At 69.3% G+C, this 17,624-nt stretch carries 19 protein-coding genes and 1 pseudogene; 11 read left to right on the top strand and 9 right to left on the bottom strand.

The window, feature by feature from the left end:
• Positions 1-19: 19 nt before the first annotated feature.
• Entirely contained in the window at positions 20-517 is a 498-nt protein-coding gene (locus tag F1734_RS23055; RefSeq protein ID WP_230831744.1) for a GNAT family N-acetyltransferase, read from the bottom strand.
• Positions 518-936: 419 nt separating this feature from the next.
• On the opposite strand from F1734_RS23055, the gene F1734_RS23050 reads away from it, so the two are divergent.
• The 5 genes from F1734_RS23050 to F1734_RS23030 all read left to right on the top strand — a co-directional run bounded on the left by F1734_RS23050 (position 937) and on the right by F1734_RS23030 (position 4,484).
• Positions 937-1,593 carry a TetR/AcrR family transcriptional regulator gene (locus F1734_RS23050; RefSeq protein WP_059174944.1) on the top strand — a complete coding sequence of 219 codons (657 nt, stop codon included), beginning with the start codon at positions 937-939 and terminating at the stop codon, positions 1,591-1,593.
• 29 nt (positions 1,594-1,622) lie between these two features.
• Entirely contained in the window at positions 1,623-2,816 is a 1,194-nt protein-coding gene (locus tag F1734_RS23045) for a hemerythrin domain-containing protein (RefSeq protein WP_140188910.1), read from the top strand.
• A 122-nt stretch (positions 2,817-2,938) separates the two neighbouring features.
• Positions 2,939-3,103, top strand: coding sequence for a hypothetical protein (locus tag F1734_RS23040; protein ID WP_017679828.1), 165 nt, complete (start codon positions 2,939-2,941; stop codon positions 3,101-3,103).
• Positions 3,104-3,290: 187 nt separating this feature from the next.
• Positions 3,291-3,968, top strand: coding sequence for a hypothetical protein (locus F1734_RS23035; protein ID WP_225222675.1), 678 nt, complete (start codon positions 3,291-3,293; stop codon positions 3,966-3,968).
• A 36-nt stretch (positions 3,969-4,004) separates the two neighbouring features.
• Entirely contained in the window at positions 4,005-4,484 is a 480-nt protein-coding gene (locus tag F1734_RS23030) for a hypothetical protein (protein ID WP_237658132.1), read from the top strand.
• A 227-nt stretch (positions 4,485-4,711) separates the two neighbouring features.
• On the opposite strand, the gene F1734_RS23025 is transcribed toward F1734_RS23030, so the two are convergent.
• From F1734_RS23025 to F1734_RS23000, 6 genes are all read right to left on the bottom strand, one after another.
• On the bottom strand, positions 4,712-5,239 hold the full coding sequence (locus F1734_RS23025; RefSeq protein ID WP_040274998.1) for a nuclear transport factor 2 family protein: 528 nt from the start codon (positions 5,237-5,239) through the stop codon (positions 4,712-4,714).
• A 13-nt stretch (positions 5,240-5,252) separates the two neighbouring features.
• Positions 5,253-5,711, bottom strand: coding sequence for a nuclear transport factor 2 family protein (locus F1734_RS23020; RefSeq protein ID WP_017679830.1), 459 nt, complete (start codon positions 5,709-5,711; stop codon positions 5,253-5,255).
• Complete coding sequence (locus tag F1734_RS23015; RefSeq protein ID WP_010593470.1) at positions 5,708-6,586, bottom strand: aldehyde dehydrogenase family protein; 879 nt, start codon at positions 6,584-6,586, stop codon at positions 5,708-5,710. The genes F1734_RS23020 and F1734_RS23015 overlap by 4 nt, the downstream gene beginning before the upstream one ends.
• 43 nt (positions 6,587-6,629) lie before the next feature.
• The gene (locus tag F1734_RS23010) at positions 6,630-7,769 is read right to left on the bottom strand and encodes an oxidoreductase (protein ID WP_040275000.1); all 1,140 of its coding nucleotides are present in this window, start codon (positions 7,767-7,769) and stop codon (positions 6,630-6,632) included.
• A gap of 188 nt (positions 7,770-7,957) precedes the next feature.
• Positions 7,958-8,710: an SDR family NAD(P)-dependent oxidoreductase gene (locus F1734_RS23005; RefSeq protein WP_026137560.1), complete on the bottom strand. Its 753-nt coding sequence runs from the start codon at positions 8,708-8,710 to the stop codon at positions 7,958-7,960.
• Positions 8,711-8,727: 17 nt separating this feature from the next.
• Positions 8,728-9,666, bottom strand: coding sequence for a 3-oxoacyl-ACP reductase (locus F1734_RS23000; RefSeq protein WP_203011123.1), 939 nt, complete (start codon positions 9,664-9,666; stop codon positions 8,728-8,730).
• A gap of 281 nt (positions 9,667-9,947) precedes the next feature.
• Here F1734_RS23000 and F1734_RS22995 point away from each other — a divergent pair, with 281 nt between their 5' ends.
• Positions 9,948-11,570: an acyl-CoA synthetase gene (locus tag F1734_RS22995; protein WP_040275002.1), complete on the top strand. Its 1,623-nt coding sequence runs from the start codon at positions 9,948-9,950 to the stop codon at positions 11,568-11,570.
• 65 nt (positions 11,571-11,635) lie between these two features.
• Here F1734_RS22995 and F1734_RS22990 read toward each other — a convergent pair whose 3' ends face one another.
• Positions 11,636-12,130, bottom strand: coding sequence for a nuclear transport factor 2 family protein (locus F1734_RS22990; RefSeq protein WP_010593464.1), 495 nt, complete (start codon positions 12,128-12,130; stop codon positions 11,636-11,638).
• The gene (locus F1734_RS22985) at positions 12,127-13,026 is read right to left on the bottom strand and encodes a TIGR03619 family F420-dependent LLM class oxidoreductase (RefSeq protein WP_203011122.1); all 900 of its coding nucleotides are present in this window, start codon (positions 13,024-13,026) and stop codon (positions 12,127-12,129) included. Before F1734_RS22985 ends, F1734_RS22990 begins: the two co-directional genes overlap by 4 nt.
• A gap of 245 nt (positions 13,027-13,271) precedes the next feature.
• Here F1734_RS22985 and F1734_RS22980 point away from each other — a divergent pair, with 245 nt between their 5' ends.
• The 5 genes and pseudogenes from F1734_RS22980 (at position 13,272) to F1734_RS22960 (ending at position 17,624) form a co-directional block, all read left to right on the top strand.
• A complete protein-coding gene (locus tag F1734_RS22980; protein ID WP_140188908.1) occupies positions 13,272-14,165 on the top strand; it encodes an IclR family transcriptional regulator in 894 nt (297 codons plus the stop codon).
• A 253-nt stretch (positions 14,166-14,418) separates the two neighbouring features.
• Positions 14,419-14,547 (top strand): annotated as a pseudogene (locus F1734_RS22975) (zinc transporter permease); the annotation flags it as partial.
• A gap of 76 nt (positions 14,548-14,623) precedes the next feature.
• Positions 14,624-14,833, top strand: coding sequence for a hypothetical protein (locus F1734_RS22970; protein WP_059174947.1), 210 nt, complete (start codon positions 14,624-14,626; stop codon positions 14,831-14,833).
• Positions 14,834-15,114: 281 nt separating this feature from the next.
• Complete coding sequence (locus F1734_RS22965) at positions 15,115-16,104, top strand: GTP-binding protein (protein WP_238424031.1); 990 nt, start codon at positions 15,115-15,117, stop codon at positions 16,102-16,104.
• A gap of 554 nt (positions 16,105-16,658) precedes the next feature.
• On the top strand, positions 16,659-17,624 hold the full coding sequence (locus F1734_RS22960; RefSeq protein WP_010593458.1) for a thiamine pyrophosphate-dependent dehydrogenase E1 component subunit alpha: 966 nt from the start codon (positions 16,659-16,661) through the stop codon (positions 17,622-17,624).

Raw genomic sequence — 17,624 nt, 5'->3', positions numbered from 1 at the left:
TGCTCGGTATGAGGGGCAGCTATCGGACGAGTCGGACCGCGACCAGAGGGGCGTGCGGGAAGATCTTCTCCGTACCGTCGGGCATGAACCCGTTACGGCGATAGAAGCTGTGGGCGCGGGGATTGTCCTCGGCAACCCACAGTTGAGCGGGTTCTCCGACGAGAACGGCATCGAGAAGTAGTTGCCCGGCACCGCTTCCGTGGTGTTCGGGGAGGAGATAGAGGGTGTAGAGCTGGAGGTCTCGGACGGGGTCGTCGTCCTCGATCGGTGGGCCGGCAGCAGCGAACCCGACGATGTCTCCGTGTGTTTCGGCGACGCGGAGTCGTGGCGGACGGTGCAGCCCGTTCAGTACGGAGCGCCACATGGCTGTGCGCTGCTCGAGCGCGGTGGCGTCGAAGTACGAGCTGGGGAGGAGGCTGCCGTAGGTTGCCTGCCAGGTGGCGACCTGCACTCGAGCGATCGCCTCGGCATCGGCGGGCTCCGGTTCCCGCACGTGAAACCTCGCAGCCTCCTGCACGGTTCGAGACTACCGTTCGTCCCGAACATGACGGCGCAGACGTGCATCGCTCCGTCTACGGACGTCCGGAACTGTCTGGCGCTCACCGTGGGGTCCGACGCTCGAGGGCACCGGCCGCGGCGACAGCGACCACCCTTCGGCCGCGGGGCGTGAGTTCGAGTTCGGCACCCCGATCGGGGAGCCGGCGATCACCACGGATCTGTTGCTGCACCGGCGTGGTGCAGTGTATGTCACTGTGTGCGAACGGGATTGCAGTCGGACGGCCGTCGAACAGTCGATGGTCCGTTCGGCCGTCCCGGACCAGTGTGCCGCCCAGGGTGACGAAAGGGGTGGTGCTGGGGATGTATTCGGATTCGGACGGGCCCGGAAATCACTGGAACAGTATTGTATCGAAAACGCGTACGTTCTAGAATCGGGGTATGGCCACGGTCGAGTACGACTCGACGGCCGGCGGCTCCGGAACTCGCCGGTACCGCTCTTCGCTGCGCCGGATGCAGGCAGCCCAGACGCGGAGGGTCGTGCTCGAGGCCGCCACCCGCTTGTTCGCCGAGCGCGGCTGGGTCGGCACCGGGATGCGCGAGGTCGCGCGGACCGCCGGGGTGTCCGTCGAAACCGTCTATGCAACGTTCGGATCCAAGGCGGATCTGTTGAAGTCGGCGCTGGACGTCGCCGTCGTCGGCGACGACGCGCCGGTGCCACTGGCCGCCCGGCCCGCCTACACGGAGATCGGTTCCGGACGAACGACCGGCGAGCGCATCGAGATCACCGCGCGCATGATTGCCCTGATCAACGAGCGCCTCCATCGCCTGGCCGCGGCACTGCGCCAGGGGGCGACGGTCGATCCCGCGCTCGCCGCGGTGGTTGCCGATCTGGAGCGGCAACGCAGGCTCTCGATCGCCGACGTCGTCGGCGTGATTCTGGGCCGCCACCCGGATCCCGGTCAGGTCGACGAATTGTGGGTTCAGGCCGGGGACCAGGTCTACGCCCTTTTCATCGAAGGATGCGGCTGGAGTCGGGTCCGCTACGAGGCGTGGCTCATCGACCGCATCGAAGAAATTCTCGATCGCCCGGGGTGAGACTCGGGTGCCCGTGGCTGGAGACGAACATGACAACCGACACTCTGCCCCCCGCCGACACGCGGATCATGCGTGTCGTGCACAGCGCGCTGCGCCGCGATCTGACGCGCGCCGCCCAGGTACTGCGTACCGCGCCTGCGCCCGAACGGACCCAGCGGGTCGCCCTGGCCGATCATCTGGTGTGGATGATGCAGTTCCTGCACCTGCACCACAGCGGCGAGGATCAGGGACTGTGGCCCCTGGTGCGCGCCGTGAACCCGGCCGCCGAGGCCCTGCTCGACGAGATGGACGCCGACCATGCGCGGATCGGCCCCGAGATCGAACGGGTGACCGCTGCGGCCACCGACTACCGTGCCGATCCCGCGGCCCGAGAAGATCTGGTGCATGCCCTCACCGCACTCGAACAGGTACTGCTGCCGCATCTGCAGCGCGAAGAGGACGAGATGATGCCGGTCGTCGCCCGGACCCTGACCCGTCGTCAGTGGGACGAGGTGGAGCAGAAGGTGTTCATTGCCTCGAAGGCGAAGCGGGAGTTGGGGATCGAAGCTCACTGGGTGGTCGACGGGGTCGATCGGGAAGACTACGACGTCGCCGTCGGCAAGGTCGGCCCCGCTACTCGGTTCCTGCTGCGGCATGCGTTCGCACGACCGTATCGGCGGGCATGCGCCGCTCGGTGGGGCGCCGACGTCGATGTCGGCCCGCGGCTGCACCGGCCGCCCCGCACCGAGGGGTCGGTGGAACTGCGGATCGACACCCCGGCCCGGCAGCTGTACGACGCGGTCGCCGACGTCACGCGCATCGGGGAGCGCAGCCCCGAGTGCCGCAGCTGCGAGTGGCTGCCGGGACGATCGCCGGGGACGGTGGGGGCCCGCTTCCGCGGACGCAACCGCGCCCATCACATACGCTGGTCCCGGGTCTGCGAGGTGACCGCCGCCGATCCTGGCGAGAGGTTCGAATTCCACACCGTCTCGGACCGGCGCAACCCGCTCTACCACGACTCGACCACCTGGTCCTACGTGTTCCGGACCGACGGTGACGGGACCCGGGTGACGCACTCGTACCGGATCGACGTACTGCCGTACCGCCCCCTGCTCGCGCTCTACTCCCGCCTGCATCCGCAGCACCAGGACATGCGGCCACAGATGCGACAGAACCTGGAGACGCTGCGGCGGCAGGCCCGCGCCGGCACGCCTACAGGGCCGACTCCTGCCTCATACACCTGACGCGCATGCCACGCCGATCTGTCCGAAGGGTGCTACGAGGGCTCGGTGCCCTGATCCTGCCGGTGCGACATTTTCGACGTGCACTCCACGAAGGCGCCGACCGCGTCCGCGGTCTGCTCCCGATGGTGTTCGCGGCCGGCCCGGCGAACCGGTCGGACGGCTTCCTCGAGCTGAACCTGCTCGCGTGCGAGGGGCGCATCGATCCCGACGACGAGGAGATCGGCGCGGTGTGGGCCGCCGTGGACCGAGCCGACCGGAAGCTCGCTCCCCGGCAGCATCTGGCGTGACCCCCGGTTCGTCCCGACCGGTGCCGCGATCGAGGCGCTCCCGCGTGGCATCCCCCATGTCGTGCCATGTTCGACGGCCCGGTGCGAGTGGGGATCCGCCTGCGCTGCAGAGGTGGAATAGAAACGGGATTGAAGTGGAAATATTGCGTTATATGGTCGCAGTCGAGACTATATATGAGTGAAGGAGATGTCCGTAGCGGCCGCAGCTGTCGAACTGGGAGTCAGCAGGCGACAGGTCGCCCGCTTGGCTCGCGCCGGTGAAGTGGTGGTAGCGCGTGAGATCGGTGACATGCTGCTCCTGGATGCCGGCTCGGTGCACCGTCGTGCACAGTTGCGCCCGGTCCGCGGGCGGCCCTGGAACGAAGACGTCGCCTGGGCGGCGTTGACGCTGCTGTCCGGGGAGGACGTGGACTGGATACCGGCGGCGCAGATGGCCCGGCTCAAGCACCGGCTCCGGCGATCCAGCGCGCAGGAAGTCGCATTTCTCGCGCGTCGCCGTGCGGCGGTTCATCGCATGCGTGGATGGGCCGGCAGCGCGGCGAACCTCTCCGAGTATCTGGTGCTGACCGGCGCAAGCGCGCTGGTACGACGCCCCGTCGCGAGCAAGTTCGGTTTGGCTGCGAGCCGGAGAGGAATCGACGGATATGTACTGGCGGAGGAGTACGACGGTCTTGTCGATCACTTCGGTTTGACCGTCGACGGGGATGGTGACATCACTGTGCGAGCGGTGACGATCGCGGATGCCTTTCGTGGGGGAGAGGTGCCGCTGGCAGCTGTCGCAGTGGATCTGATGGACTCTCTCGACACTCGCGAGCGTAGCGCCGGCACGCGGGTGCTACAGAATTTGCTCGATGACGTCCGGTGACCGGCCGAGATGGGAAGTGCCGGCTCCTGTCGGCGGGTGGACGCCGCCGTGACCCCAGGTAGCGGAACTGTCCCGGACGATCTCGCGCCCCGTCATCGACCGAAGGTGGCCGGCCGTGAGGTATTCGCCGTGCCTGCAGGAACTTCGGCTCTCCGCAAGACCGTCGACTGCATCGTCGAGTACGACGACGGATCGATCCGGCTGAGCGTTCCTGACGTCCTCGGTGCGCTGGTGCTGAAAGGTGCTGCCTACAAGGAGGACGCACGGGACCGAGCGCGGCACCTCGACGACGCGGTGGTGTCGGCGTGTGCGATGAGCGATCCGTTGGGCGACAGCCTACGCATGGAAGGCAGTGATCGTGGACGGGTCCGGGTCTTGGCCGACGCATTGGCCGCAGAGTCGCATCCGTCCTGGTTGCAGGTTCCCGAACAGTTCCGAAGTCAGGGGTACCACGCACTTCTTCGAGTGGTCGAAGAGCCGAAGCCTGTTCCGCCGCAGCGGAGACTGGGGAGGTAGGGGCGAGCGCAATGTGCTCGGTGGCAGCAATTCCGTTGCTCTGGGACGATTTCCGCCAGAGACGTCACGAAGCCGTTCCACGTGCGCTGCCCTCGGCTCCGCAAGAGAATTGCTGAGCCATCCGTGGCGTGTCGACGAGGACCGAGAGCCGGTGAACCGACGAGACGCGTTACCGCGAAAAGCGCTCCGTCACCATCTCGATCCCCGAGACGGCAACCGACGAAGTCCTACCGGAGCGGCTTCAGAAAGTCGAAGAACCCGGGTGTGTGCACCTGCCGCAGCCGGGTGAGCTTGCGGTAGCTGATCAACCACACGCCGTCGACCTTCCGGTACTCCTCGTGGTAGTGGCCCCAGCCGTGCAGGTGTTCCTCGACCGACCCGTTCGTCCACCACAGTTCGTCCTCCATCGCCCAGATCCCGGTCGCGGTGGTGTCGCCGGTGAGGGTGATCTCGGGAGTGTGACCGTGGTGCGCACTGGTGACCGGAGTGCCTCCGTCGAGCAGGTTCTCGATGGCGCGCCGCAACGGTTCGCGGCCCACGACCCGATTGGACCGTCCACCGGTGCGCGGCTGGGTGTCCTCGGGCAGGCCGCCCCAGGTCTCGCTCACCACGTCCTCGGTGTGCAGGGTGGGGTACAGATCCCACTGCTTGGTGTCCATCACCCGCAGCCGTGCGGCGAAGAGCCGCTTGATCTCCTCGACGGCCAGCAGTTGTTCCGCGGCGCTCGGTGTCAGGCCCGCGTCGGTCTGTGTCACGAAGGTTTTCCCCTCACTCGGATCGGAGCAACGTCACTTCACGGTCGGCGGTGAGATCGACGACCAGTTCCCGGCGCGAGATGCGCCAGCCTTCCGGCTCGCGCCGGTACTCGTCCCGATAGCGGACGGACACCGTGTAGTCCCGGTAGCCGTCGCCGCTCGGGTACACGTGGTGCGCCTCGCAGTACAGCTCGCCCCGGGCGCGGTCGCCGTCGAGGTCGATCACGTGCTGGCCGAGGACGTGGCGTGTGGAGTGCAGGTGCGCGACCGCGGCGAGCACCCCGTCGGCGATCGGTCCGGCACCGGTGAGCACCGGGTCGTGTCCGCGACGGACCAGCCCGGGCGGCTGCACGAACTCGGCGTCGTCGGTGAAGAGCGAACGCAGCACGGCCGGCTCGCGGCGGTCGACGGCACGGGCGTACCGTGCGACGACGTCCGTGAGCGCGAGGCGATCCTCGAGTGGGCTGCTCATGCGGGCATTCTCCATCGCTCGACGTCCGGCGCGCGCTCGTCGTCCCACTGATCGGTCGGCGACGAGGCCGCTCCGGGGCGGGTGAAGCGCAGGACCGGGCAGCTGCCCGGGTGGTCGGCGACGGTCACGACGAGACCGGGGTGGTCGGTGACGGCGGGCAGCAGCGCGGCGTACGTCGTCGCAAGCGCGTCGGCGAACGTGCGCCGGTGCGGACTCACCGGTCCCGCAGCGCCGGGGCGCAGCACGGACGTCGTCGCGGTCCCGCCGGGCGGCGACGCGTGGTGCTCGCCGGTGACCACGACGTGGTCGAAGCGGTCGGCGGTGATCTGATCGTCGTGGTTCTCGATCCCGACGAGCACCGCGATGTGGGCGGGGTCGAGGAGGGACTCGGCGGCGTCCGCCAGCACTCGCACCGTGCGCGGCAGCCCGTGGGCCGGCATCAGCACGGCGCGGTGGCCGGTGCCGATCGCGCTGACCCACGGTCCCAGCAGCGAGAACAGGGGTGCGGTGCGGCTTCCCACGATGGCCACCGTCCCGGCGTCGTGGTGCGGGCCGCAGTGCCACAGCGCCCCCGACGGCCCGGGTATCCGGTAGGTGGGCCGACCGGCGCTACCCCAGCCTTCCAACGACTCCCGCACCCGGTGCAGTGCCGTCAGGGACGTGAGGATGTCGTCCATGACCACGTGGGTCGGCAGTTGTCCGTCGAAGTCGGCGTGGACCGCCTCGGTGAGCGGCTTGTGGTGCTGCACGAGCAGATCGATCATGGCGCGGACGGGCCGGACCCGGTGGCCCGGATCGGTGGCCGACGCCGTGGACGGCGTCCGGCGCTGCCGATCGAGCACAGCGGAAAGTTGCTCGGGGAACGAGGATCCCATGGAGGCCTCCTGTCGTCACCGCCGCGCACCCGCCCCGTTCGGGTCAGGTCAGCGACGCTTCGTGGATCGCGCGGTCGAATTCGGGCAGCGGCCCCCCGGCTTGCAGGGTGGTCGCGAGGGCCGGGTCGGCCAGGTGCAGGCGGCCGACGGCGATCAGGTCGAATTCGCCGCTGTCGATCCGTCGTTCCACCTCGTGGACGTTGTCGTCGATCGGTGCCGAGCCGCTGATCCGGCTCTCCCGCAGCGACTTGCCGATGCCGACGCTGCCGACGGCCATGGTGGTCACGCCCGTCAGCTGCTTGGCCCAGCCGGCGAGCGAGAGGTCGCTGCCCTCGAAGGCGGGGGTGTCGAAACGGCGGATGCTCGCGTCGAGGATGTCGACGCCGGCCTCGACGAGAGCGCCGAGGATCACCTTCAGCTCGTCGGGCGTCTCGGCGATGCGCGCGGTGTAGTTCTGCTGCTTGTGCTGCGAGAAGCGGAACACGATGGGCAGATCGTCGCCGATCTCGGCGCGGATGGCCGCCACGACGGCCGCGGGGAATCGGGTGCGCCGCTCGAGGTCACCGCCCCACGCGTCGGTCCGGGTGTTGGTGCCCTCCCACAGGAACGAGTCCAGCAGGTAGCCGTGCCCGCCGTGCAGCGCGATGCCGTCGAATCCGGCCTCGGCGGCTGCGGCGGCGGCGCGAGCGTAGGCCGCGATCACGTCGGCGATGTCCTGCTCGGTCATCGCCTCCGTCGGCCGGGTGGCCCACGCGACGTAGTCCTCCGGGTACGAGGTGATGCCCAGGGCGCCCCAGCTGCCCGACGGACGCATCGGCTTCAGTGCGGGATCGACCGCGCTCATCGCGCCCCACAACGGTCCGACGTGCCACAACTGCGGGACGATCCGGCCCCCGGCGTCGTGTACTTCGTCGACGACCCGGCGCCACCCCGCGAGTGCCTCGGTGCCGTGCATGCGCGGAACACGCGGATTGTCCACGGCCGTCGGGTGATCGATGGCGACACCCTCGGTGACGATCAGGCCCGTCCCACCCGCGGCCCGCCGCCGGTAGTAGGCGGCGACGTCCTCACCCGGCACACCGTCGATCGAGTACGACCGCGTCATCGGTGACATCACGATGCGGTTCGCCAACTCGAGCGAACGCACACGGAGCGGGCGGAAGAGCGGGGAGGAGGAAGCCATGCGGTCGAAACCCTCTCTCGGACGGTACGGACGTGGCTGCCGTGCGGCAGACCGGATATGGATGCGGCCCGCCGGCCGGGTACGACACCGGCCGGCGGGCCTGTAGGACGCAGATTTCCACGCGGCACCGCCCCTGTCGATCGGGTGTCCCACTCAGTGCGATGGAACCCGGCGCGAGGGAACCCCGCTCACCGCAGCTTGATGCTGCCCCCGTCGGCCATCAGCGTCTGCCCCGTCATGTACTTCGAGTCGTCGGAGGCGAGGAACACCACCACCGGCGCGATGTCCGTCTCCGGGTCGCCGATGCGCTGCAACGGCACCTTCGCCGCCGCGGCGGCCGCCCGGTCGGGGAACGCCTGCTGCCAGGCCTGCACGCCTTCGGTCGCGGCGAACGGGCACACGACGTTGACGCGGATGCCGTCGGCGGCCCATTCGTTCGCGGCCACCCGGCTGACCGCCCGGATCGCCTCCTTCGCCGCCGCGTACGACGTCTGCGTCGGCATGCCGTCGAGGGCGGACCCGGAGCCGAAGTTGACGACGGAACCCCGGGCCTGCTTGAGCTGCGGGTAGCAGGCCTGCATGAGGTGCACGGTGGGGTAGAACCCCGTGCCGAACGACAGCTCGAACATCTCCGGGGTGTGCTCGACCAGCAGTGCCTGGCGCGACGCGTGCGCGTTGTTGACCAGGATGTCGATGCCGCCGAACGCCGCGACGGCGGCGTCGCGGATCTGGTCCGCGCTCTCGCGCCGGGAGATGTCGGCCTGCAGGAACTTCGCCTCACCGCCGGCCCCGGTCAGCTCGGACTCGAGCGCGCGCCCCCGATCGTCGTCGACGTCGACGAACAGCACGCGGGCGCCCTCGCGGACGAACACGCGGGTCACCGCGCGGCCGATCCCGCCCGCACCGCCGGTGACGACGGCGGTCTTCCCGCGCAGTTTCACGGCCACGTCCCTTCCACTCATGCGCCGACGGGGTCGCCCGTGGCGAGCGCGACCTTCTCCAGTTCGGCCACACTGTAGGCGGCGTAGGTCTCGTACGGGCCGCGACCGGAGAAGTAGGACGAGAGCTGGTCACCGAGTTCGTCGACGGTGAACGCGGAGCCCGCGGCGTCGAAGCGGTGCTCGACCTTGGGGGCCTCCATGAGCGCGACCATCTTGCCGTACACGACGAAGACCTGACCGTTGACCTCGTCGGAGGCGGGGGAGGCGAGGTACCGGACCAGGGTGGCCACTCGCTCGGGCGCGAGCGGGTCCAGACCCGACGCGCCGGTGTTGTTCTCGCCGAATGCGTCCGCAGTCATGGCCGTGCGGGCGCGCGGGCAGATGGCGTTGGCCCGCACCCCGTACCGCGACAGGCCCTGGGCAGTCGACAGGGTCAGGGCGGTGATGCCGGCCTTGGCGGCCGAGTAGTTGGGCTGCCCGGCCGAGCCGAACAGGAACGCCTCGGAGGAGGTGTTGATCACGCGGCCGTAGACGGGGCCGTTCGCGTCCTTCGACGCCTGCCGCCAGTGCACGGCCGCGGCGCGCGACGTCGCAGCGTGGCCCTTGAGGTGCACCCGGATCACGTCGTCCCAGTCCGACTCGGACAGGTTGAAGATCATCTTGTCGCGCAGGATGCCGGCGTTGTTGACCAGGATGTCCATCGATCCGAACTCGGTGACCGCGGTGCGGACGAGTTCCTCGCCGAGCGCCCAGTCCGAGACGTCGCCGGTGACGGCGACGGCGCGGCCTCCGGCGGCGCGGATCTCGTCGACGACGTCGTGGGCGGCGGCGCCCATGTCGTTGACGACGACGGCGGCCCCGGCGTCGGCGAGGGCGAGGGCTTCGGCACGGCCGAGGCCGGCGCCTGCTCCGGTGACGACGGCGGAGCGGCCGTCGAGGGTCAGGTTCTGAGTCATGGTGGCTCCTTGGGTCCGTGCGGGAGTACAGAACGGTGACTAAAAACTAGTATTCATTCTAGTACCTGCACAAGGGTGTTCTCCGGCCGCACTCTCGCGAGCCGAGGGTGTTCCCGTAAGTCCGCAGGCAACCGTGGGGCCTGGCCTTCGCGTCATCATCCGGCCGTTGATCCCGGAACAGGAATATGTTCTACTGAATTTGCTGTGATCCGCGGCACACCCGCGACGATCGCGTGGTCGTGCGAGTCCTGCCCCACCCACGAACCCCGGAAGGACCCGCGATGTCTCTGAACCTGGCCGATCTCACCGAGGCCGTCGTCGATGCGATACCCGACCGGACGGCCCTGATCTGCGGGGACGAGTCCCGGACGTACGCCGAGTTCGACGCGCGCGCCAATCGGGCCGCGCACCACCTCGCGGCCGTCGGAGTGACGGCAGGTGATCATGTGGGCCTGCACATGCGCAACAGCCTCGAGTTCCTGGAGGTCATGTTGGGCTGCTTGAAGATTCGCGCGGTGCCCGTGAACATCAACTTCCGCTACGTGGGTGCCGAGCTCGTGCACCTCTACACCGATGCGGACCTCGTGGCACTCGTGGTCGACGACGAGTTCGCCGACGTCGCGGCGCAGGCCGTGCCGCACACCTCACGGCTGCGGCACATCACCGTCGTCGGAAGCGCCGAGACGGCGGCGCTCGAGCAGGCCGCGGCAGCTGTGGACGCGACCGTGGCGCGGTACGCGGAGGCGGTGGAGAGCGCCTCGGGGGAGAGGGATTTCGGTGCGCGGAACGGCGACGACCGGTACATCCTCTACACCGGCGGCACGACGGGCATGCCCAAGGGCGTGATGTGGCGGCACGAGGACTTCTACTTCGCGGCGCTGGCCGGCGGCAACCCCTACGGCGAACCGCACCGCAGCCCTGCCGATCTCGCCGCGGCCGCCGCGGCCAACGAGCACCCGATGTCCTATCTCGTCACGGCGCCGCTCATGCACGGGGCCGCGATGTACTCGGTGCTGATGGGGCTGTTCACGGGTGCGAAGCAGGTGCTGATGCGGTCGTTCGATCCGATCGAGGCGCTGCGCCTGATCGACCGGCACCGGATCGCGATCGTGATGGTGGTCGGCGACGCCATCAGCCGGCCGCTGGCCGACGCGGTCGCCGCCCGCGGCACGGAGTTCGATCTGAGCTCTCTGCTGGTCATCGGCTCCGGCGGGGCGCTGTGGTCGGCGAGTGTGCGCGCACACCTGGCGGAGCTGCTGCCGAACGTCTACCTGCGCAACTCCTTCGGCTCGTCGGAGGCGGGCGCGACCGGCACCCTCGACGCCGGCTCCGACGGCCGTGCGCGGATCTCCCCGTCGCCGACGCTGCGGGTGGTCGACACGGATCTGGCCGAGGTCGAGCCCGGCTCGGAGACCATCGGTTACCTCGCCCGCATCGGCCACGTCCCCCTCGGCTACTACAACGACCCGGACAAGTCCGCGGCGACGTTCCCCGAGCGTGACGGTGTGCGCATGTGCCTGCTCGGGGACCTGGCCACCGTGGAGCCGGACGGTGCGATCGTCGTGCTCGGCCGCGGGTCGGCCTGCATCAACACCGGCGGCGAGAAGGTCTACGCGGAGGAGGTCGAGGAAGCCGTCAAGAGCCATCCGGCCGTCCTCGACGCCGTGGTGGCGGGGATCCCGGATCCGCTTCTGGGCGAGCGGGTCTCGGTGGCCGTCCAGTTCCGTCCCGGTGTGGACGCGCCCACGGCCACGGAACTGGCCGACCACTGCCGGACCCTGATCGCCGGGTACAAGATCCCGAAGACGATCGTGCCGGTTCCCGAGGTGCTGCGTTCGCCCGCCGGGAAGGCGGACTACCGGTGGGCGAGGGCGACGCTCGAGAACGCGACCGTCGACGCCTGACGTCGTCGGACGAGGAACGGCCGGCCCCACATTCGGTGCCGGCCGTTCCCGGTGTCCGGGGCGGGTCAGCGACCGGCGCGGGCGAGCAGCTCGCGCGACTCGTCGCGGCCGTCGAGCACCCGGGCGGTGCGTCTGCGGATCCGCCACCGGCCGTCGTTCTTGACGAGTTCGAAGCGGTTGGCCGTCACGCGCCAGACCCGGAAGCCGTTCTCGTCGTGGCGCAGCAACTGCGAATGGCAGGTGGCCACGGCCGTGTCACCCTCGACCCGGATGTGCACGGGATCGAGGAGGTGTCCGCATCCTTCGTGGATGTAGTCCTGGTGCGGCCGTGTGCGCACCATCTCCATGATCTCCTTGCGGCCGTTCATGGTGCGCATGTCGACGTCGTAGACGGCGTCCTCGGTCCACAGTTCGCCCACCGCGTCGGCGTCGCCGGCATCGACGGCCGGGCCGTAGGCGGTGACGATCTCCTGGACGGCGATCTTGTCCTCGAGGAGCTGGACGCGGGCGAGGAGGGACCGCACGAGTTCTGCGGTGTCGGTCTCTGCGGTGTCGGTCATGGGGTCTCCTGTTCGGATGGTTCGGCCGGGGCGAAGTCCAGCCCCAGATCGGTGCCGAGTGCCCGCAGGCACTCGAGTTGTTCGCAGTAGTGTTCGACGCCGGTCGCGGCGACGGTCGCTCCGACCACGGTGGCGCCGGCCTCGCGACGGCGATCCAGCGACCGGGCGGTGCGCTCGCGCGCGCCCAGCGGGTCGAGGGGCGCACCGGTGTCGAGGACGACGTCGAAGCCCTCCGGGCGGTCCACCCGGCCGAGCATCGCGGTCAGGTCGGGCAGGGGCAGGCCGAACGGCACCCAGCCGTCGCCGTGGGCGACGGCGCGGCGCAGCGAGCGCAGCGTGCGGCCCCCGATCCACAGCGGGACGCGGGGTTGGACGGCGTGCGGCTCGACGAGCAGGTTCTGGAATTCGTAATAGGGCCCGTGGTACTCCGGCAGTCGTCGGGACAGTGCGGCGCGCAACGCGGCCAGGGCGTCGTCGGCGCGGGCGCCCCGGTCCTCGAACGGTGCGTCGAGGAGGTCGAACTCCTCGCGCAGGCTGCCCACCCCGAGGCCGAGCGTCAGCCGGCCGCCGCTGAGGACGTCGAGGGTGCCGTAGCGCTTGGCGATCTCGAGCGGGTGGTGGTAACCCAGGACGAGCACCTGAGTGGCGAGCCGGATGCGTTGCGTCCGGGCAGCGAGATAGCTGAGCGTGGCGAGGGGGTCCCAGTAGGTGCCCCCGCGGGTGGCCGCCACGTCCACCGGGACGGCGACGTGTTCGCTGCAGGTCAGATGGTGGAAGCCAAGGAGATCGGCGGTTCGGGCCACCCGGGCGAGGTCGTCGATGCCGGCGGTGCGTTCCCACGGTGAGTGCACGCCGGGGTGCTGGACCACGACGGGGCTGACGATTCCGATGCGCATGCGAGCCTCTCCGCTGCCGGGACTGGGAGGGTGTCGGTCCGTTGTACCGGACGGCATCGTTTCGTCGCGGCCGACGTTCCGATCAGCGGGATCCGCGTCGACCGCGGACGCGAGGCGCGTCAGGGTCGCAGGGGGAGATTCGCGCCGCCGATCACTACTGGCGGCGAGAGTGAGCTGATACACTTTCAGAATTCATTTCAGTTTTCCCGCTCCCATCCGGGGGCAGAAGTATCGGGAGGCCGCAGATGGCAGTCGTCGAAGCAACGGAACCGACAGCTACCACCGCCCCGCGGCGCGACGTGCCGCCGTCGATGGTCGAACGGATGACGCTCATCCTCGACGCGTTCGAGGGCAGGTCCTCGCGCCTGACGCTGGAGGAGGTGGCCTGCCGCACCCGGCTGCCCCGCTCGACCGTGCACCGCATCCTCGATCAGCTCGTGAAGCTGAACTGGGTCGACCACGCATCCTTCGGCTACTGCCTCGGCCGGCGGGCGCTCGGTCTCGGCAGCGGGGACGGTGGCCACGGGGAGATCCGGGCGTCGGCGGCGCCGCTCCTGCACGAGCTGCACATGCAGACCGGCATGGTGGTCCACCTCGCCGTCCTCGACGGCGCCGAGAGCGTCTACCTCGACAAGGTCGGCGGCCGCTTCGCCGCGGCGCTGCCCTCGCGGGTCGGCGGCCGGGCCCCGGCGTACACCACCGCCGGTGGCAAGGCGATGCTGGCCTGGCTCGAACCCGAGCGCGTCGACGACCTGTACGAGCGGCGCCTGGCCCGCCGCACCGAGCACACCATCGGTGACCTCGCGACCCTGCACCAGGAACTCAGCCGGATCCGGCAGAGGCGCGGTCTGTCGTTCGAGCGCAGCGAGTCCGTGCGCGGCGTCGCGTGCGTCGCCGTCGCTGTGCGCGGGCACGACGGTCCGGTCGCCGCGATCTCGCTGTGCGGCGACGCCCGCACCGCGCAGCTCGAGCGGGTCGCACCCCTCGTGGTGGACGCCGCCCGAGAGGTCTCCCGCAGCCTCTACCCCGAACTCGGCGCCCCGCGCCGGGGCCGCCGGGCGCCCGAACCGCCCGAGAGCACGTGGTCCCCGGACGCGATGGACCGGCTGCTGTCGGTCCAGAGCGGTCAGTGGCTCTGAGGGACTTGTTCGAGGCCTCATGCCGCGAGCTGGCTGCGGTGGTGGGCTTCGTGCCGGTCTCGTCCTGAGGGTCCCGCTTCGACGCGTGCCGCGTCGGTGCCCTACGGACCCCTCGCTCCGTCCCGGCCCGCGAACAGTGCCCGAGGTGAGTGCTTGAGTCGGGTGTCCGCCCCCGGTCGCGGTGGGATACTGGACGAGGGGTGACGGTTCCCGACGGAGGAGTTCTGCGATGACCGAGACCGACCACCGCGAGCATGCAGGCCACGACCACACCCATGGCGAGGGTTGCGGGCATGTGGCCGTTCCGCACGGCGACCACATGGACTACATCCACGAGGGGCACCGGCACGCCGCGCACGAGGGGCACTACGACGACCACTGACCGGCAGGACTCGCCCCGGGGCGCAACCGACCCGCGCATCCGGGAGTTCTGTGAGCGCAATCTGCGCTGGAGATGGGTGCTGCTGGGTGGGATCTGCAGCATCGGGGCACTGCTGGGGGTCGCGCCGATCCGTGTCGCGGTGGTCGGCGCCTGGCTGATCCTGCTGGGTATCGCGGTGTTCTCTTTGCTCCACCGGCCGATCGGAGCACCGGTGGCCTCGTTCGGCCTCGGAGTGCTGACACCGGCCGTCGTTCCGACAGCGCTGGATCTGCTCGACTCGCTGTGAGTTCCCCTCATGGTCTGGGAACCGCGGCAGCGGCCCACTCCCGGGAGGGCGACAGCGGTCGCCGCCGAACTCGGGGTCGACGAATCGCAGGGTGAGCTCCGAGGACACGCTCGACGTCGCACACCGACTCCAACGGGGTCCGTGGTGGCGACGGCGGGCGACCCCATGAGCAGGGTCTTCGAGGACTCGGGCGACGAGCGGCCGACGTTCACGAGTCCCCCTATTAATGAAAACGGTTATCGTTATAATGGGGCATCGCACCTCGACCCTCAGGACGCCCCATGGACATCTCCGATCCGGTGCGCGTGCACCTCTTCTTCACGCAACCGGCGGCAGCCACCGCGTTGCGCCGCGCTCTGGGCCCGTCGGCTGCGGACCGGCTCGTCGAGTTCGACGCCTTCGTGCCGCACCTGCGCTCGGCCGCGGACGTCACCGCTACCGACGCGCTGTTGCAGTGCCGCGGGGACGCCGGCGCGCCGCACGTGATCTCCGAATTCGTCTCTGCCCGCGACGAACATCCCCGGGGCCTCGCCCTCGCCTCGGTCGTCACTACCGTCGACGCCCTGACATTGTGGGATATGTTGGTTGCCCCTGCCCTGTACCGGAGGCGAAACCCGGGGGCGTCGCTCGTGGCGACCGCGACGCAGATCGAGCACGCCACCGTCGTGGTGTTCACCGCATGGACATCGCTGGCAGTGGACGATCTCCATCTGCTCGTGGCGCTGGTCGGGCACCTGAACCCGGCGGCGACGGTGGTGCTGCTCGGAGCCGACGCCCCCTTGGCGCTCGATCGGCACGGATTCGACGACGCCGAGGCGAGCCTCAACCGCGCGGGTTGGATGCACGTGCTCAGCGACACCTTCGCCCCGCGCAGTGTCCACGCACGGGTGTCCACCTTCCGGTATCAGAATCTTCGCCCGTTTCATCCCGGCCGTCTGGCTGCGTTGTTCGATGCAGGTCCGGACTCGCCTGTCGGGGCGAATGTGGTACGGGCGGTGGGCTTCTGCCAGCTTGCATCGCGCCCCCACACGGTGGTGCTGTGGGATCAATGTGCCACCGAGTTGCAGTTCACGGCCATGCACACCGACACCGATGCCTGCGCGGAGGAATCGCTCGCCCTAGGCCAGGACATCGCATTCTTCGGCGTCGACCTCGATCCTGCCCGGCTGCAGGACGTGCTGGATGCGTGCATCCTCGATGACGACGAGTTTCTTGCCGGGCCTGCAGCCTGGACGGCTCTGCCGGATCCGCTGCCTCGGCGGGGAACGTAGATCCCGTGCCCGCGCCGGGGCCCGGCGCTTGTGCGGTCCCGGGCTGGTCCGGGAGCAGACTCGGGTGACCGTGGGCCGGTCAGGTAGCAGCGGTGGTCGCCGCATCGGCGGAAACACCAGCTTCTCGCTGCTGTGGCCGTCGCTACGCGCCGGTGGCCATCGAACGTCGAGTTCGTCAGGAGAACCACGGTATTCACCAGGGACACAAAAAATCCGGCAAACCGGGCACATCGAAGTGTCGTCGGCGATGTCATCTTCACGGGGACCCTGTCACGGCTGCGGATCGATCCGCCCCCTTCCCGAGTGCTCTCCCGCTTTTCCATGCGCGGTATCCAGCCCGCGCGCGTTCCGTGCGGCAACCGACCCGGCTGCGACCGCGAGTGTTCGTGCCGGGCCCGGGCTGCAATCCGCCGCAACGTTGAGCGGGCTCGCTCCCTCTCCCTACATTCGTGACCCGGGTTACACGGCGTGAGACGAGGACCGTCCCGAAGTCTCGTCACGCTCGGGGCTCGGCCCTGTGCGGCAGGCCCTCAGGCAGAAAGTAGAGGAGAGCAATGGCGCTGAACAAGAGTGCATTACTGAGCGCGTATCGGAAGATGTCGGAGATCCGCGAGTTCGAGGACCGGTTGCACGAGGAGAACGCGACCGGCGACATCCCGGGGTTCATCCATCTGTACTCGGGGCAGGAAGCGATCGCCGTCGGTGTGTGCGAGAACCTGCACGACACCGACTACATCGGCTCCACCCACCGCGGACACGGCCACTGCATTGCCAAGGGGTGTGACCTCGACGGGATGATGGCCGAGATCTTCGGCAAGAACGACGGACTGTGCCACGGCAAGGGCGGATCGATGCACATCGCCGACCTGTCGGTGGGCATGCTCGGCGCGAACGCGATCGTCGGCGGTGCCCCGTCGCTGGCGATCGGTGCTGCGCTGAGCGCCAAGACCCTGGGGAACGGCGGTGTCGCGGCCTCGTTCACCGGCGACGGCGGATCCAATCAGGGCACCGTGTTCGAGGCCATGAACATGGCGGTCGTGCTCGAGTTGCCGATCGTCTTCGTCATCGAGAACAACGGATTCGGTGAGGCCACCGGCCGCGACTATGCGGTCGGCACACCGAGTATCGCTGCGCGCGCCGCGTCGTTCGGGATGCCCGCTACCACCGTCGACGGTACCGACTTCTTCGAGGTCCACGAGGCGGCGCGCGAGGCGGTCGAGCGCGCCCGCAGGGGAGGCGGTCCTTCCACCATCGAGGCGGTGGCACACCGCTGGCACGGCCACTTCGAGGGCGACGCCCAGCTGTACCGCACCGCGGACCAGGTCGCCGAACTCCGAAGAACCCACGATCCGCTGGTGAAGTTCCGCGCGAAGGTCGACGGCAAGAAGGTCACCGCGAAGGAACTCGATGCGATCGACGCCGAGGCTCGTGAACGGGTCGAGGTCGCCGTCACGAAGGCGCGCGCTGCCGAGTATCCGCCGTTGACGAACCTGCTGACCGACGTCTACGTGTCGTACTGA

It is taken from the genome of Rhodococcus ruber (assembly GCF_016804345.1).
Lineage (GTDB): Bacteria > Actinomycetota > Actinomycetes > Mycobacteriales > Mycobacteriaceae > Rhodococcus > Rhodococcus ruber.
The sequence above is the reverse complement of the archived record's forward strand: the minus strand, read 5'-3'. Positions and strand labels throughout refer to the sequence as shown.

Bases quoted from the DNA above. Each gene is read 5' to 3' on its own strand.
- F1734_RS23050 (WP_059174944.1), top strand. From the start codon at position 937: ATGGCCACGGTCGAGTACGACTCGACGGCCGGCGGCTCCGGAACTCGC.
- F1734_RS23045 (WP_140188910.1), top strand. From the start codon at position 1,623: ATGACAACCGACACTCTGCCCCCCGCCGACACGCGGATCATGCGTGTC.
- F1734_RS23040 (WP_017679828.1), top strand. From the start codon at position 2,939: ATGGTGTTCGCGGCCGGCCCGGCGAACCGGTCGGACGGCTTCCTCGAG.
- F1734_RS23035 (WP_225222675.1), top strand. From the start codon at position 3,291: ATGTCCGTAGCGGCCGCAGCTGTCGAACTGGGAGTCAGCAGGCGACAG.
- F1734_RS23020 (WP_017679830.1), bottom strand. From the start codon at position 5,711: ATGAGCAGCCCACTCGAGGATCGCCTCGCGCTCACGGACGTCGTCGCA.
- F1734_RS23015 (WP_010593470.1), bottom strand. From the start codon at position 6,586: ATGGGATCCTCGTTCCCCGAGCAACTTTCCGCTGTGCTCGATCGGCAG.
- F1734_RS23010 (WP_040275000.1), bottom strand. From the start codon at position 7,769: ATGGCTTCCTCCTCCCCGCTCTTCCGCCCGCTCCGTGTGCGTTCGCTC.
- F1734_RS23000 (WP_203011123.1), bottom strand. From the start codon at position 9,666: ATGACTCAGAACCTGACCCTCGACGGCCGCTCCGCCGTCGTCACCGGA.
- F1734_RS22995 (WP_040275002.1), top strand. From the start codon at position 9,948: ATGTCTCTGAACCTGGCCGATCTCACCGAGGCCGTCGTCGATGCGATA.
- F1734_RS22990 (WP_010593464.1), bottom strand. From the start codon at position 12,130: ATGACCGACACCGCAGAGACCGACACCGCAGAACTCGTGCGGTCCCTC.
- F1734_RS22985 (WP_203011122.1), bottom strand. From the start codon at position 13,026: ATGCGCATCGGAATCGTCAGCCCCGTCGTGGTCCAGCACCCCGGCGTG.
- F1734_RS22980 (WP_140188908.1), top strand. From the start codon at position 13,272: ATGGCAGTCGTCGAAGCAACGGAACCGACAGCTACCACCGCCCCGCGG.
- F1734_RS22965 (WP_238424031.1), top strand. From the start codon at position 15,115: ATGGACATCTCCGATCCGGTGCGCGTGCACCTCTTCTTCACGCAACCG.
- F1734_RS22960 (WP_010593458.1), top strand. From the start codon at position 16,659: ATGGCGCTGAACAAGAGTGCATTACTGAGCGCGTATCGGAAGATGTCG.